Genomic DNA, 14,080 nt, shown 5'->3' on the forward strand with positions numbered 1-14,080 from the left:
CGGAAAAACGCGTGAGCGATGTCAGTGGTGAACCGTAGGCTCGCTCCTGATGCCGAAAAAGGATGCACCGACCAAGGACCGCTCGACCGTTCGCGTACTGCTGCGGCTGTGGCCGTACGTGCGCCCGGTGCGTGCCCGGGTGGGCTCGGCCGCGGTGGTCGCGGTCGTGGCCTCCTGTCTGGGCCTGGTCATCCCGCTGGTGCTGAAGTGGATCGTCGACGGGCCGGTGGCGCGGCGGGATCCGGGCGGGGTGTGGCTGGGGGCGCTGGTGGTGCTGGCGCTCGGGATCGCGGAGGCGGTGCTGTTCGGGTTGCGGCGGTGGCTGGTGGCGCGGCCGCTGGCGGGCGTCGAGGCGGCGATGCGGGCCGATCTGTACCGGCATCTCCAGCGGCTGCCGATCGCGTTCCACGACCGGTGGCCGTCGGGGCAGCTCCTGTCGCGGGCGACGACGGACCTGTCGCTGATCCGGATGTTCCTGGCCTTCCCGATGACGTTCCTGTTCGTCAACGGGGTGACGGTGGTGGTCGGCTGCGGGCTGCTGCTGGCGCAGGACTGGACGCTGGGGCTGGTGCTGCTGGTGCCGGTGGTGCCGCTGATCGTGGTCTGCCACCTGTTCGAGTCGCGGTACTCGCTGGTGGCCCGGCGCGCCCAGGACCAGGTCGGTGATGTGACGACGGTCGTCGAGGAGAGCGTGCTCGGCATCCGGATCATCAAGGGGTTCGGCCGGCACCGCAGCCAGATGGACGGGTTCCGCGCTCTGGCGCAGCGGCTGCGGGGCACCGAGCTGGCCAAGGCACGGCTGCTGGCGGGGATCTGGGCGGTCATCACGATCGTGCCGGAGCTGGCCATCGGGGCGGCGCTGGTGCTGGGCGCCGTGCAGGTGGCGGACGGCGGGCTGTCGGCGGGGACGCTGGTGGCGTTCCTGTCGACGGCGCTGGCCCTGCGGTGGCCGGTCGAGTCGATCGGCTTCCTGCTGGCGATGAGCCAGGAGGCGGCGACGTCGGTGGAGCGGTTCTTCGAGGTGATGGACGAGGCGGAGGAGGACGCGGGCGGGTCCGGCGCGGCCTCGGTGGCGTCCGGCGGGCTGCGGCTGGAGAACGTGTCGTTCCGCTACCCGGACGCGCCGGAGGGCGCGCCGCCGGTGCTGTCGGGGGTCGACCTGTTCGTGCGGCCCGGCGAGACCATGGCCCTGGTGGGCGCCACCGGCTCGGGCAAGACCACGCTGACGTCGCTCGTGCCGCGGCTGCACGAGGTGTCGGGCGGGCGCATCCTGCTGGACGGGGTGGACGTGACGGCCATGTCCCGGCAGCGGCTGCGGGAGCTGGTGTCGGTGGCCTTCGAGGAGCCGACGCTGTTCTCGGCGAGCGTGGCCGAGAACGTGCTGATGGGCGCCGGCCCCGGGGGCGCGGGCGAGGCCGAGCTGTGGCGGGCCCTGGAGGTCGCCCAGGCCGGGTTCGTGCGCGACCTGCCGGAGGGCGCCGCCACGGAGGTCGGCGAGCAGGGCCTGAGCCTTTCGGGCGGGCAGCGCCAGCGGCTGGCGCTGGCCCGGGCGGTGGTGGGCCGGCCGCGGTTCCTGGTGCTGGACGACCCGCTGTCGGCGCTGGACGTCCACACCGAGGCGCTGGTCGAGGCGGCGCTGCGGGACGTGCTGCGGGACACCACCGCCCTGGTGGTGGCCCACCGCCCGTCGACGGTGATGCTGGCCGACCGGGTGGCACTGCTGTCGGCGGGCCGCATCGCGGCGGTGGGCACCCACCAGGAACTGCTGCGGAGCAGCCGGGAGTACGCCTGGCTGATGTCGGGAGCGGAGACCACGGGGAGTACGCGATGACGAGTACGGCCGGGGGCACTCCCCCGCCCACGACGAAAGGCCCCGGCGCACCGGCCGCGGGCGCCCCGGACGGCCCGGAGGGGCCGGAGGGGCCGGACGCGGTCCGCCGCGGCGGGCCGCCCGAGGGGGGCGACGCGTTCGACCGGGACGAGCTGCCCGTACCGGAGGGGGCCACGCGGGCGCTGCTGCGGTCGTTGCTGGCGCCGCGCCGGGGGCGGGTCATGGTCGCCGCCCTGGTGCTGCTGCTCCAGCAGGCCGCCGTGCAGGCCGGGCCGCTGCTCGTGGCGTTCGCCATCGACCGGGCCGTGCCGGCCCTGCGGCGCGGTGACCACGGGCCGCTCGTCGCGGTGGCCGTGGGGTACACGCTGTGCGCGGTGGGCGCCGGGGTGTTCCAGTACGCGTTCGTCCGTACGTCCGCCCGTGTCAACCAGGACGTCCTGCTGGACCTGCGCGGGCGGATCTTCCGGCACGCGCAGGCGCTCAGCGTCGACTTCCACGAGCGCTACACCTCGGGGCGGCTGATCTCCCGGTCCACCACGGACGTCGAGTCGCTGCGCGAGCTGCTGGGCGAGGGGCTCCAGGAGCTGATCGGGGTCCTGCTCTCCTTCGTCTCCATCTCCGTGCTCCTGCTGTGGCTGGACTGGGGCATCGGTGCGGTGGCGGTGGGTTCCTTCCTCCCGCTCTACCTGCTGGTGCGGCTCTACCGGCGGCGCGCGGCGGTGGCGTTCAGCGCCCGTTCGACGGCCATCGCCGCCGTCATCGTGAAGTTCGCCGAGACGATGAACGGCATCCGGCCGGTGCGGGCGTTCCGGCGCGAGCGGGCGGGCGACGCGTTGTTCGAGGAGCTGAACCGGCGGCACGAGCGGCGCAACGGCGACGCGATACTGGAGATGGCCCGCTATGTGGTCAACTCCCGGCTGGTGGCCAACACGGCCGTGGCGGGCATGGTGCTGTGGGGTGCCTACCGGGTGGCGGCGGGGACGCTGGCGCTGGGGGTGCTGGCGGCGGCCGTGCTCTACGTGCGCCGGCTGTACGACCCGATCGACCGGCTGGCGATGTTCCTGAACTCGTACCAGTCGGCGGCCGCCTCCCTGGAGAAGATCGCCGGGCTGCTGGCCCGGACCCCGACGGTGCGGGAGCCCGCCGCGCCGCGCGCCCTGCCCCCGTCCCGCTCGGGCGGCCCGGGCCGTGAGGTGGTGTTCGAGGACGTCCGGTTCGGGTACCGCACGGGCGGTGAGGTGCTGCCGCGCTTCTCGCTGACCGTCCCGGCGGGGCAGACCGTGGCGGTGGTCGGTTCCACGGGCGCGGGCAAGTCGACGCTGGCCAAGCTGCTGGCGCGGTTCTACGACCCGACCGGTGGCCGCGTCCTGCTCGACGGGGTGGACCTGCGGGAGCTGGCCACCCCGGAGCTGCGGCGCGGGGTGGTGATGGTGACGCAGGAGGCGTTCCTGTTCTCCGGGACGGTCGCGGAGAACATCGCGATCGGCCGGCCGGAGGCCACCCGGGAGGAGATCGAGCGGGCGGCCAAGGCCATCGGCGCCCATGACTTCATCGCGGGCCTTCCGGAGGGGTACGACACCGATGTCCGCAAGCGGGGCGGCCGCATCTCGGCCGGACAGAGGCAGTTGGTCGCGTTCGCCCGGGCCCTGCTGGCCGACCCGGCGGTGCTGATCCTCGACGAGGCGACGAGCTCCCTGGACGTCCCGGGCGAGCGGGCGGTGCAGCGCGCCATGGACACGGTGCTGCACGGCCGTACGGCGGTGGTGATCGCGCACCGGCTGTCCACGGTCGAGATCGCGGACCGGGTGCTGGTGATGGAGGGCGGGCGGATCGTCGAGGACGGCTCGCCGGCGGAGCTGATCGGCGGGGAGGGGCGGTTCGCGGGCCTGCACCGGGCATGGCGGGAGAGCCTGGTGGGGTGAGCCGGTCGATCACCTGTCGGAATACCGGGGTGGGGTACGGCAGTTGCAGGAGGACATGACCACTGACACCACCCCTGGCACCGACCGTTCCTTCCTCTTCCTCCTCGGCAGCTCCCGCGCCGACGGCAACACCGAGATCCTGGCCCGGGCCGCCGCCGAGCAGCTCCCCGCCGGCGTCCCGCAGACCTGGGTGGACCTGAACCGGGTGGAGCTGCCCGACTTCCAGGACGGCCGGCACGAGACCACCTGGTCGGCGAGCGAGGCCGAGCGGGAGCTGCGGCGGGCCACCCTGGCGGCCACCGACATCGTCCTCGCCTCGCCCCTGTACTGGTACACGCTCTCGGCGCAGACCAAGCGCTACCTCGACTACTGGTCGGGCTGGCTGACCGAGCCCGGCTCGGACTTCAAGCGGCGGATGGCGGGCCGGACGCTGTGGGGCGTGACGGTCATGGCGCACGAGGAGGAGGTCGTGGCGGACGGCCTGGTGACCACGCTCACCAACTCGGCGGCCTACATGGGCATGCGGTTCGGCGGAGTGCTGCTCGGCAACGGGTCGCGGCCCGGTCAGGTCCGGAATGACGAGCGGGCGATGATCCGCGCCAAGACCTTCTTCCAGGGCGAGGCCCCGCTCGCCCGTTTCCCCTACGAGGAGCGGTAGCCGCACCGCCCGCACGGCCGCCGGCCCGCGAGGGGGCAAGGCCGGTGGCCGGAAGCGGGCACCGGCGCCGGAAGTCCGTGGCAGGGGGCGCGCAGCGCGTGCGCAACACCCCGTTCACCTGCGCGGGGTGCCGTCGCGGCCCCGGCGCGCCCGTCGCTCCGGGGCCGGGCGGACCACCGGACGGCACGGCCGTACGCACCGGCGAAACGTCCGCTTAACGAACACGGCTTTTCGGGCAACGGACGATTTCCGGCCAATCTGTTGACGCGCTCCTGACAGCGAGCGGTCGCGAGCGCCACTCTTACCCCGTTCTCCGCACCACATGTTCGACATGCGTTCCGATGTTCGTTCCGCATGTGTTCCGCGCTTGTTCAGGCTGCTCCGCCCGGCCGGCCCACCCAGCCGTCCGGTACCCCCCTCGCTAAGGAGTCTGCGTGAGATCCACGCCAAGCCGTCGCGCCACCGCGACGGGCGCCCTGATCGCCGCCGCCGCCATGCTCGCCGTGGGCGTGCAGACCGGTGCCGCCACCGCCGCCGACACCCCGGGCACCTTCGCGCCCAAGGCGCAGGCGGCCGGCAAGGCCGACCCCGGCGCCCTGCCCGCCGACCTCTCCCCCGCGCAGCGCACCGCGCTGATACGCGCGGCCGACGCCACCAAGGACGACACGGCCAGGGAACTCGGCCTCGGCGCCCAGGAGAAGCTCGCCGTCCGCGACGTCGTCCAGGACCGCGACGGCACCACCCACACCCGCTACGAGCGCACGTACGCCGGGCTGCCCGTCCTCGGCGGCGACCTCGTCGTCACCGAGACGAAGGCGGGGCGGACCGAGGCGGTCAGCAAGGCCTCCAGGGCGGAGCTCAAGGGCGTCGACACCACCGCGGACATCACCGCGGCCGCCGCCGAGAAGCAGGCGCTGAGCGCGGCACGGGCCGAGGGCTCCAAGGCGACCGACTCCGAGCGCGCGCCGCGCAAGGTGGTCTGGCTGGCGCAGGGCAAGCCGGTCCTCGCGTACGAGACCGTCGTCGGCGGCCTCCAGCACGACGGCACGCCCAACGAGCTGCACGTCGTCACCGACGCCACCACGGGCGCCAAGCTCTTCGAGTGGCAGGCCGTCCACACGGGCACCGGCAACACCCAGTACAGCGGCCAGGTCACCCTCGGCACCGCGCCCTCGTACACGCTGACCGACACCGGCCGCGGCAACCACAAGACGTACAACCTCAACCGCGGCACCTCCGGCACCGGGACGCTGTTCTCCGGCGCCGACGACATCTGGGGCGACGGCACCCCGCAGAACCTGGAGACGGCCGGCGCCGACGCCCACTTCGGCGCCGGGCTCACCTGGGACTACTACAAGAACGTCCACGGCCGCTCGGGCATCAAGGGCGACGGCGTCGGCGCGTACAGCCGCGTCCACTACGGCAACGCGTACGTCAACGCCTTCTGGCAGGACAGTTGCTTCTGCATGACGTACGGCGACGGCGCGGGCAACGCCAAGCCGCTGACCTCCATCGACGTCGCCGCGCACGAGATGACGCACGGCGTCACCTCCAACACCGCCAAGCTGGTCTACAGCGGCGAGTCGGGCGGCCTGAACGAGGCGACCTCCGACATCTTCGCCGCCGCGGTCGAGTTCTACGCCAACAACGCCCAGGACAAGGGCGACTACTTCGTCGGCGAGAAGATCGACATCCGCGGCAACGGCACCCCGCTGCGCTACATGGACAAGCCGAGCAAGGACGGCTCGTCGAAGGACTACTGGTACTCCGGCATCGGCGGCATCGACGTCCACTACTCGTCCGGCCCGGCCAACCACTGGTTCTACCTGCTCTCCGAGGGCAGCGGCGCCAAGACCGTCAACGGCGTGAACTACGACTCGCCGACCTCCGACGGCCTGCCCGTCACCGGCATCGGCCGCGACAAGGCCGCGCTGATCTGGTACAAGGCGCTCACCACCAAGTTCACCTCCACGACCAACTACGCCGGTGCCCGCACCGGTACGGTCGCGGTCGCCACCGAGCTGTACGGCGCCGGCAGCGCCGAGGTGAAGGCCGTCGAGCACGCCTGGGCCGGCATCAACGTCGGTTCGCGCCCCGGTGGCGGCGACCCCGGCACGGGCAAGATCTTCGAGAACACCGCGGACGTCGCCATCCCGGACAACGGCGCCGCCGTGACCTCCGCGGTCAACGTCACCGGCATCGCGGGCAACGCGCCCTCCACGCTCAAGGTCGACGTGGACATCGTCCACACCTGGCGCGGTGACCTGGTCGTCGACCTGGTGGCGCCGGACGGCTCCGTCTACAACCTGAAGCCGTTCAGCTCCTCCGACTCGGCCGACAACGTCAAGGCCACCTACACGGTCAACGCCTCCAGCGAGGTCGCCAACGGAAGCTGGAAGCTCCGCGTGCAGGACAAGGCCGCGCAGGACACCGGCTACATCAACAGCTTCAAGCTGACCTTCCCGTAAGCCGGGAAGCGGACGGCCGGCCGCCCGGTGGCACTCCCTGTGCCGCCGGGCGGTCGTGCGTGCGTGCGGTGGTACAGCAGCGGCGGCGCCGGGTACGCCCTGGTCTCCCCGCTGCGTCCGGGCGGTGGCGTGCGGTGGGGACCGTGCCCACGGTCCCGGCCGTCACACCGGCCCGGAACCACACCGGGCGGGGAAGTCCATCGCTTTCCGGCCGTGGCCGGAGCTCTCTCCTCCTCCCGGTCGGGGGTCATACGCCGAAGGGCCGAGGCGGGATCGGTTCAGCGGCCGATGCCGTCGTCCCGGCGCGGGCGGCAGGCTGAGCGGCGCACGGCTCGTCGCCCCTCACGAGGGGAGGGGGCGACGAGCCGGGGGGACCGCTACCGCATCAGGACGCCGGCGCCCTCTCCGGTCGCCTCCGTCGGCAGCGCGACCAGCCCCAGGTCGGCGCCCGCCGCCAGCAGGCGGTGCGTGGGCAGTATCCGCACGGTGTACCCGAAGGGGCCCGTCCGGTCGAGGGTGAGGGGGCCCTCGTAGACCCACCTCCCCTGCTGGTCCGGGCCCCCGGCCGGCTTCAGCGGCACGGTCTGGGCGTCCCGGAGCCGGTCGTCGGTGTCGACCCGGCCGGCGACCGCCTGGACCTCGACGTCCTCGGGCCGGAGGTCGCCCAGGGCCACCCGTACCCGCAGGGCGAGGGTGGCGCCCAGCTCCGCGGTGCCGTTGGCCTCGTCCACCTCGACGTGGTCGACCGCCACCCGCGGCCAGGCGGCCCGTACGCGGGCCTTCCAGTCGGCGAGTTCGCGGGCGGCGCCGGTGTCCAGCGACCGGTGGGCGAGGGCGGCCGGGGTGTACAGCCGTTCCACGTACTCCCGCACCATGCGTCCCGCCAGCACCTTGGGACCGAGGTTGGCGAGCGTCCGGCGGACCATCTCGATCCACCGCTCGGGCAGCCCGTTCGCACCCCGGTCGTAGAAGCGGGGCGCGACGCGCTGCTCGATCAGCTCGTACAGCGCGGCCGCCTCCAGGTCGTCGCGCCGGTCCTCGTCCGTGGTGGGACCGTCGGCGGTGGGAATGGCCCAGCCGAAGTCCGGCTCGTACCACTCGTCCCACCAGCCGTCCAGGACGGAGAGGTTGAGGCAGCCGTTCAGCGCGGCCTTCATCCCGGAGGTGCCGCACGCCTCCAGCGGCCGCAGCGGGTTGTTCAGCCACACGTCGCAGCCGGGGTACAGCTTCTGCGCCATGCCCATCCCGTAGTCGGGCAGGAACACGATCCGGTGGCGCACCCGCGGGTCGTCGGCGAACCGCACCAGCTCCCGCACCAGCCGCTTGCCGCCGTCGTCCGCCGGGTGGGCCTTGCCCGCGACGACGATCTGCACCGGCCGTTCGGGGTGCAGCAGCAGCTCCATCAGCCGGTCGCGGTCCCGCAGCATCAGCGTGAGCCGCTTGTAGGAGGGAACGCGGCGGGCGAAGCCGATGGTGAGGATGTCGGGGTCCAGGACGCCGTCGATCCACCCCAGCTCGGCCGAGCCCGCGCCCCGCTGCCGCCAGGAGGCGCGCAGCCGGGTCCGTACCTCGGTCACGAGCTGGTCGCGCAGCTCGCGCCGCAGGTCCCAGATCTCACCGTCGGCGATCTCGCCCAGCGCGTCCCAGCGCTGGGAGCCGCCGACGGTGAGGGCGTCCTCGGCGCGCTGGGCCCCGATCTTCCGGGCGCCGAGCCGGAACACCTCGGGCGCCACCCAGGTGGGGGCGTGCACGCCGTTGGTGATGGAGGTGATCGGCACCTCGTCGGGGTCGAACCCGGGCCACAGGCCGGCGAACATCTCCCGGCTGACGGCGCCGTGCAGCGTGGACACGCCGTTGGCGCGCTGGGCCAGGCGCAGGCCCATCACGGCCATGTTGAAGAGGTTGGGCTCGCCGCCGGGGTAGGTCTCCATGCCGAGCTGGAGGACGCGCTCGACGTCGACCCCGGGCAGTTCCGCCCCGTCGCCGAAGTGGCGGGCGACGAGCTCGCGGTCGAACCGGTCGATGCCGGCCGGGACGGGGGTGTGGGTGGTGAAGACCGTCCCCGCGCGGACGGCCTCCAGGGCGGCGTCGAACTCGACGCCCTCCTCGCTCAGTTCCCGGATGCGTTCCAGGCCGAGGAAACCGGCGTGCCCCTCGTTGGTGTGGAACACCTCGGGGTCGGGGTGGCCGGTGAGCGCGCAGTACGCGCGTACCGCCCGGACACCTCCTATCCCCAGCAGCATCTCCTGGAGCAGCCGGTGTTCGCTGCCGCCGCCGTAGAGCCGGTCGGTGACGTCCCGTTCGGACGGGCCGTTCTCCTCCACGTCCGAGTCCAGCATCAGCAGCGGTACGCGGCCGACCTGGGCCACCCAGACGTGGGCGTGCAGACAGCGCCCGGCCGGCAGGGCGAGGGAGACCCGGACGGGCGTGCCGCCGGGCTGCCGCAGCAGGCTGACGGGCATCTCGTTGGGGTCCAGGAGCGGATAGTGCTCCTGCTGCCAGCCGTCCCGGGAGAGCGACTGGCGGAAGTAGCCGTGCCGGTAGAGCAGCCCGACGCCGATGAGCGGTACGCCGAGGTCGGAGGCGGCCTTGAGGTGGTCACCGGCGAGGATGCCGAGGCCGCCGGAGTACTGGGGCAGGGCGGCGGTGACACCGAACTCGGGCGAGAAGTAGGCGACGGCGGCGGGCAGGTCGCTGTTCTGGCTCTGGTACCAGCGGCGGCCGCGCAGATAGTCGTCCAGGTCGTCGGCGGCGGCGGCGAGGCGGCGCAGGAAGCGCCGGTCGCGGGCGAGCTCGGCGAGTCTGGCCGCGGACACGGAGCCCAGCAGCCGGACCGGGTCGCCGCCGGCCGCCCGCCACCCCTCGGGGTCGACGGCCTGGAACAGGTCACGGGTCTCGGCGTGCCAGGACCAGCGCAGGTTGCGCGCGAGGTCGCTGAGCGGCCTCAGCGGGTCGGGGAGGACGGGGCGCACGGTGAATCGACGGATTGCCTTCACGTGTTCCACCTTCGCAGGGCAGGTACGTTTCGGGGTGGACGCACGGGCGTTGTGCGTCCGCCTTCACCCTCCGACGGTATCGGGACCCCGCCCTCCGCAACCACGGCGCACTCAGGGGAGCGCGTTCACGGAGCGCTCACCGGGACCTCGTACGGGGAGCCCGCGTTGACGGTCTCCGGGTCGAACGCGCCGGTCGCGGCGTACCGGGCGGCGATTTCGCGCCGTTCGTGCGGCGGGATCACGTCGTCGATGCGGTCGAAGCCGCCGGGGGCGCGCCGGTGGGCCAGATTGATGACGACTTCGGGGCCCTGGCGCCGGTTGGCGCGCTGAAGCTCCGTCATGGCGGGTCGGCGCCCGGCCTCGTAGGCGGCGAGGGCGCGGGCCGGGTCGGGGTGGTGGGCCATGGCGTGGGCGAGGGCCCGGGCGTCGATGACGGACTGGGTGGCGCCGTTGGAGCCGATGGGGTACATGGCGTGCGCGGCGTCGCCGATGAGGGTGGTGCGGCCGTGGCTCCAGCGCAGCAGGGGCTCGCGGTCGACCATGGGGTACTCGTGGGCGGTGTCGGCGGCGCGCAGCACCTCGGGGAGGTTCACGCCGCCGAACTCCCAGCCCTCGTAGTGGTGGAGGAAGTCGGACACGGGTACGGCCCGGTTCCAGTCGCCCCGGAAGGAGCCCCGGAAGGAGCCCGGCGACGTGCTCCGGAGGGTGCCCCCGCGCGGGGTGCCGGCGATGCTGTCGGCGGGCATCGCCAGCGCCCAGTTGACGAGGACCTCCCCCGAGGGCCGCTCGGCCATGGGATAGACGACGGCCCTGCACCGGTCGTCGCCCGCGATGAGCATGAACCTCCCGGCCCGGCGCGCGTCCAGCCGTGACACGCCGCGCCACACCAGCATGCCGTTCCACGGCGGCTCGCCCTCGCGGGGGTTGAGGGCGGCGCGGACCGCCGAGCGGATGCCGTCGGCGCCGATCAGGACGTCCGGCTCCAGCGAGGCCCGGCCGGCCCGGGCGCCCTCCCGGTGCTCCAGGCGCACGCGCGGGCGCCCGTCGGGGAGCTGCTCCAGGCCGGTCACCCGGACACCGGTGACGATCGCGGACGGGCCGAGCCGGCGGCGTACCGCGTCGGCGAGGACCCGCTGGAGGTGGGCGCGGTGGACGGAGAGCTGCGGCCAGTGGTGGCCGGCGCCGAGGCCCCGGGGCTCGCAGGAGATCAGTCCGCCGGAGCGGTGGTAGTAGCGCAGCTCCCGGGTGCGTACGGCGTTGGCCTCCAGCTCGTCGAGGAGTCCGAGCGCGTCGAGTTCGCGGACCGCGTTGGGCATGATGTTCAGCCCGGCGCCGACGGGCCGGATGCCGGGCGCCGCCTCCACGACGGTGACGTGGCCGAAGCCGGCGGCGTGCAGGGCGAGCGCCGCGGTCAGGCCGGCGATCCCGCCGCCGGCCACGAGTATGTGCGGGGTCATGCCGCGGCTCCTCTCAGGGGGGCGCCCGGCCGCCGGGTGGTCCGGCGCACCAGCGTCTCGTTGTCCCGGGTAAGGTCGAGCACGGTGCGCAGCAGGGCGACCGGCGCGCCGCCGCTGCCCTGCTCGTACAGCTTGACGCCGTCGCTGTAGGCCTTGCGGGCGATGCCGAGGTGGCGGGCGCGGAAGGTCTTCAGGATGCGCAGCACCCGTGCCAGGGAGTGGGCGGAGGCGACCAGCTCGGGGGGCAGCCGGTGCACGGTCTCCCAGCTCAGCGCGGCTGTCAGCTTGCCGACGGCCGAGACGCCGCCCTGGTGGGCGGCGTGGAAGGCGCGCCAGGACGGGAGGCTGTAGTCGACCGACTCGGCGAGGAAGGCGTCGTAGCCGGGGTCGGTGCGGTCGCACTGCCAGACCGTCAGGTCGACCAGCCACAGCGGCACCTGGGCGGCGGCCGGGCCGAGGTAGTCGCGCCCGGCGACGTCGATCTCCTCGAAGTACGGGCGCAGCGTGCGGGCGAAGTAGTCCGGGGAGACGTTGTCGACGGTGAAGTCGATGGCGTCGACCATCGCCTGCACGTGCTGCGCGGTGCGGTCCAGGGCGAGGGCGAAGCCCGGGTCGTACGGTTCCAGGCGGGCCAGCCGGCCGCAGGTGCCGAGGGCGGCGACGAGGCTGGGGAAGACCATCCGGACGGCGTCCTGGAGGTGGGCCTCCATCGCGTCGCCGGTGAACATCCGCTGCCGGGGGCCGAGCGGGTTCCAGGTGGTGTAGTGGTGCACGGTGTCGCGGGGCACCATGTCGGTGCGGCGTGCGAGCTCCTGGAGCACGGGCAGGACCTCGGGGACGGCGGCGACCGGCTGGACGCCGTGCCGTTTGAGCGAGCCGAGCAGCATGCCGAGGTCGCGCATGGCGGCCAGCGCCTCGATGACGCACCACTCGGCGACCCGGTCGGGGTCGGGTACGAGGGCGCGCAGCGCGACGGTGAGCGCGGGGACGTCGGCGTCACGGTTCATCGCGGGGAGCGCGGTGAGCAGCGCGTCGGCGCCGAGCGGATCGGCCGCGCGTATCTCGGCGATGCGGTAGCGCGGTTCGGCGCAGGTGTCGAGACCGGGCGCGACAAGGTCGTACAGGGTCAACGGGATGCCCCCCTCGGGCAGTGTGGATTCGACGGTGGCGCGGTGTCCGCTGGTCAGGCGGTCACCGCGGGTCGGGAACCCGGTCCTGGCGTGGCGGCGCCGGGGCGGGCGCGGGCCGGCCCAGTCGTACGGACAGCAGGGCCGCCGCGGCGGCGAAGGCGGCGCCGGTGAGCAGCGCCGCCCGGAAGCCCGCGGTCGCGGCCTGGGGTGTGGCCGTGCCGGTACGGGCGGTGGCCACGGCCACGACGACGGCCAGGCCCAGGACGGAGCCGAACTGCTGGCCGGTGTTGACCAGCCCGGAGGCCAGTCCGGTCTCCTCGGGCGTGGCCTCGGCCGTGGCGGCCACATTGGTGGTGACCATGACCAGCGGCAGGGCGGCACCGAGCACGAGGCTGGGTGCGAGGACGGTGGTGGCGAAGGTGCCGTGCGGCCGGAGCGCGAGGGCGAGCCAGACCGTGCCGGCGCACAGCAGGACGAAGCCGAGGGTCATGGTCCGGGCCAGGCCGAGGCGGCCGATGAGGCGGCCGGTCAGCGGGGCGGTGGCGACGACGACCAGCGACAGCGGCAGCAGGCCGAGGCCGCCGGTGAGCGGGGACTGGCCCAGCACGCTCTGGAGGTAGAGGCTCACCAGGAAGAACATGGGGAACAACGTCATCTGGGCGAGGGCGCCGAGGCCGCCCGCGAGGCGCAGTGCGGGCCGCCGCAGGACCGCGGGCGGGACGAGGGGCCGGGCGGTGCGGGTCTCGGTCACGGCGAAGGCGGCGAGCAGCAGGGCGCCGGCCGCCCCGGCGAGCGGGTCGTGCCCGACCAGGGCGTACGCGACGAGGCCGAGGCCGCCGGTGACGGTGAGCGCGCCCAGCAGGTCGAAGCCGGGTTCGGCGTCCCGGGTGCCGCCCGCCGGGAGCCGGAGGGCGAGCAGGCCGAGCACCGCGGCGGCGGCGACGTTCAGCCAGAAGGTGGAACGCCAGCCGAGCAGGTCGGTGAGGACCCCGCCCAGCGCGGTGCCGAGGACCCCGCCGAGCCCGCCCATGGCGGCGAACGCGCCGAGCGCCCGGTGCCGGGCGGGGCCGTCCGGGAAGAGGAGCAGCAGCAGGGCGAAGGCGGCGGCCGCGGCGAGCGCGGCCCCGGCGCCCTGCGCGGCGCGGGCGGCGACCAGGGCGCCGGTGGTCTGCGCGAGGCCCCCGGCGACGGACGCGGCGGCGAGGAGGGCGAGACCGGCGGTGAACCCCCGCCGGTGGCCCAGCAGGTCGGCGCCGCGGCCCCCGAGCAGGAGCAGCCCGCCGAAGGTGATCAGGTAGGCGTTGGCCACCCAGGACAGTGCGGCGGACCCGGCCCCGAGGTCGTGGCCGATGGACGGCAGGGCGACGTTGGTGACGGCGGTGTCCATGACCATCACCAGTTGTGTCGCCGCGAGCAGCGCGAGCGCCCCGCGCGTTCCCCCCGCGCGGGTCACCGTGCGCACCTGGTGCGCGTCCACCCCGGGTCGGCCGCGCGGCCGTGGCCGGCGCGCCGGGCGGGGTGCCCTCCGAGGTGCCGTCCGGGGTCGTCGCCCGTGTGCCGGCCGGCCCCCCGGTGGCCGCCGGCGGCCGGTGGGCGCACCGCGCGGCCACCCCGGGCG

At 74.1% G+C, this 14,080-nt stretch carries 8 protein-coding genes; 4 read left to right on the forward strand and 4 right to left on the reverse strand.

What is annotated here, in order from left to right; translation table 11 throughout:
* Positions 1-49: 49 nt before the first annotated feature.
* The 4 genes from E2B92_RS25665 (at position 50) to E2B92_RS25680 (ending at position 6,879) form a co-directional block, all read left to right on the forward strand.
* Positions 50-1,831 carry an ABC transporter ATP-binding protein gene (locus tag E2B92_RS25665; protein WP_126883532.1) on the forward strand — a complete coding sequence of 594 codons (1,782 nt, stop codon included), beginning with the start codon at positions 50-52 and terminating at the stop codon, positions 1,829-1,831.
* On the forward strand, positions 1,828-3,753 hold the full coding sequence (locus E2B92_RS25670; protein WP_126883531.1) for an ABC transporter ATP-binding protein: 1,926 nt from the start codon (positions 1,828-1,830) through the stop codon (positions 3,751-3,753). The genes E2B92_RS25665 and E2B92_RS25670 overlap by 4 nt, the downstream gene beginning before the upstream one ends.
* Before the next feature lie 55 nt (positions 3,754-3,808).
* Positions 3,809-4,411, forward strand: coding sequence for a flavodoxin family protein (locus E2B92_RS25675; RefSeq protein ID WP_126883530.1), 603 nt, complete (start codon positions 3,809-3,811; stop codon positions 4,409-4,411).
* 434 nt (positions 4,412-4,845) lie between these two features.
* Positions 4,846-6,879 (forward strand): M4 family metallopeptidase, encoded by a 2,034-nt coding sequence (locus E2B92_RS25680; RefSeq protein ID WP_126883529.1) that lies wholly within the window; start codon positions 4,846-4,848, stop codon positions 6,877-6,879.
* 377 nt (positions 6,880-7,256) lie between these two features.
* Here the strand turns inward: E2B92_RS25680 and glgP are convergent, their stop codons facing one another.
* From glgP to E2B92_RS25700, 4 genes are all read right to left on the reverse strand, one after another.
* Positions 7,257-9,875, reverse strand: a complete 2,619-nt coding sequence (gene glgP / locus E2B92_RS25685) for an alpha-glucan family phosphorylase (protein ID WP_126883528.1) — start codon at positions 9,873-9,875, stop codon at positions 7,257-7,259.
* 125 nt (positions 9,876-10,000) lie between these two features.
* Positions 10,001-11,332, reverse strand: coding sequence for an FAD-dependent monooxygenase (locus E2B92_RS25690; RefSeq protein WP_126883527.1), 1,332 nt, complete (start codon positions 11,330-11,332; stop codon positions 10,001-10,003).
* Complete coding sequence (locus tag E2B92_RS25695; protein WP_126883526.1) at positions 11,329-12,462, reverse strand: monodechloroaminopyrrolnitrin synthase PrnB family protein; 1,134 nt, start codon at positions 12,460-12,462, stop codon at positions 11,329-11,331. Before E2B92_RS25695 ends, E2B92_RS25690 begins: the two co-directional genes overlap by 4 nt.
* A gap of 61 nt (positions 12,463-12,523) precedes the next feature.
* The gene (locus tag E2B92_RS25700) at positions 12,524-13,915 is read right to left on the reverse strand and encodes an MFS transporter (RefSeq protein ID WP_268830920.1); all 1,392 of its coding nucleotides are present in this window, start codon (positions 13,913-13,915) and stop codon (positions 12,524-12,526) included.
* Between the last annotated feature and the right edge of the window lie 165 nt (positions 13,916-14,080).

The organism is Streptomyces sp. WAC05374 (assembly GCF_004353505.1).
Lineage (GTDB): Bacteria > Actinomycetota > Actinomycetes > Streptomycetales > Streptomycetaceae > Streptomyces.

Excerpts from the sequence above, each read along its gene's own strand:
- E2B92_RS25665 (WP_126883532.1), top strand. The coding sequence starts at position 50 with ATGCCGAAAAAGGATGCACCGACCAAGGACCGCTCGACCGTTCGCGTA.
- E2B92_RS25670 (WP_126883531.1), top strand. The coding sequence starts at position 1,828 with ATGACGAGTACGGCCGGGGGCACTCCCCCGCCCACGACGAAAGGCCCC.
- E2B92_RS25675 (WP_126883530.1), top strand. The coding sequence starts at position 3,809 with ATGACCACTGACACCACCCCTGGCACCGACCGTTCCTTCCTCTTCCTC.
- E2B92_RS25690 (WP_126883527.1), bottom strand. The coding sequence starts at position 11,332 with ATGACCCCGCACATACTCGTGGCCGGCGGCGGGATCGCCGGCCTGACC.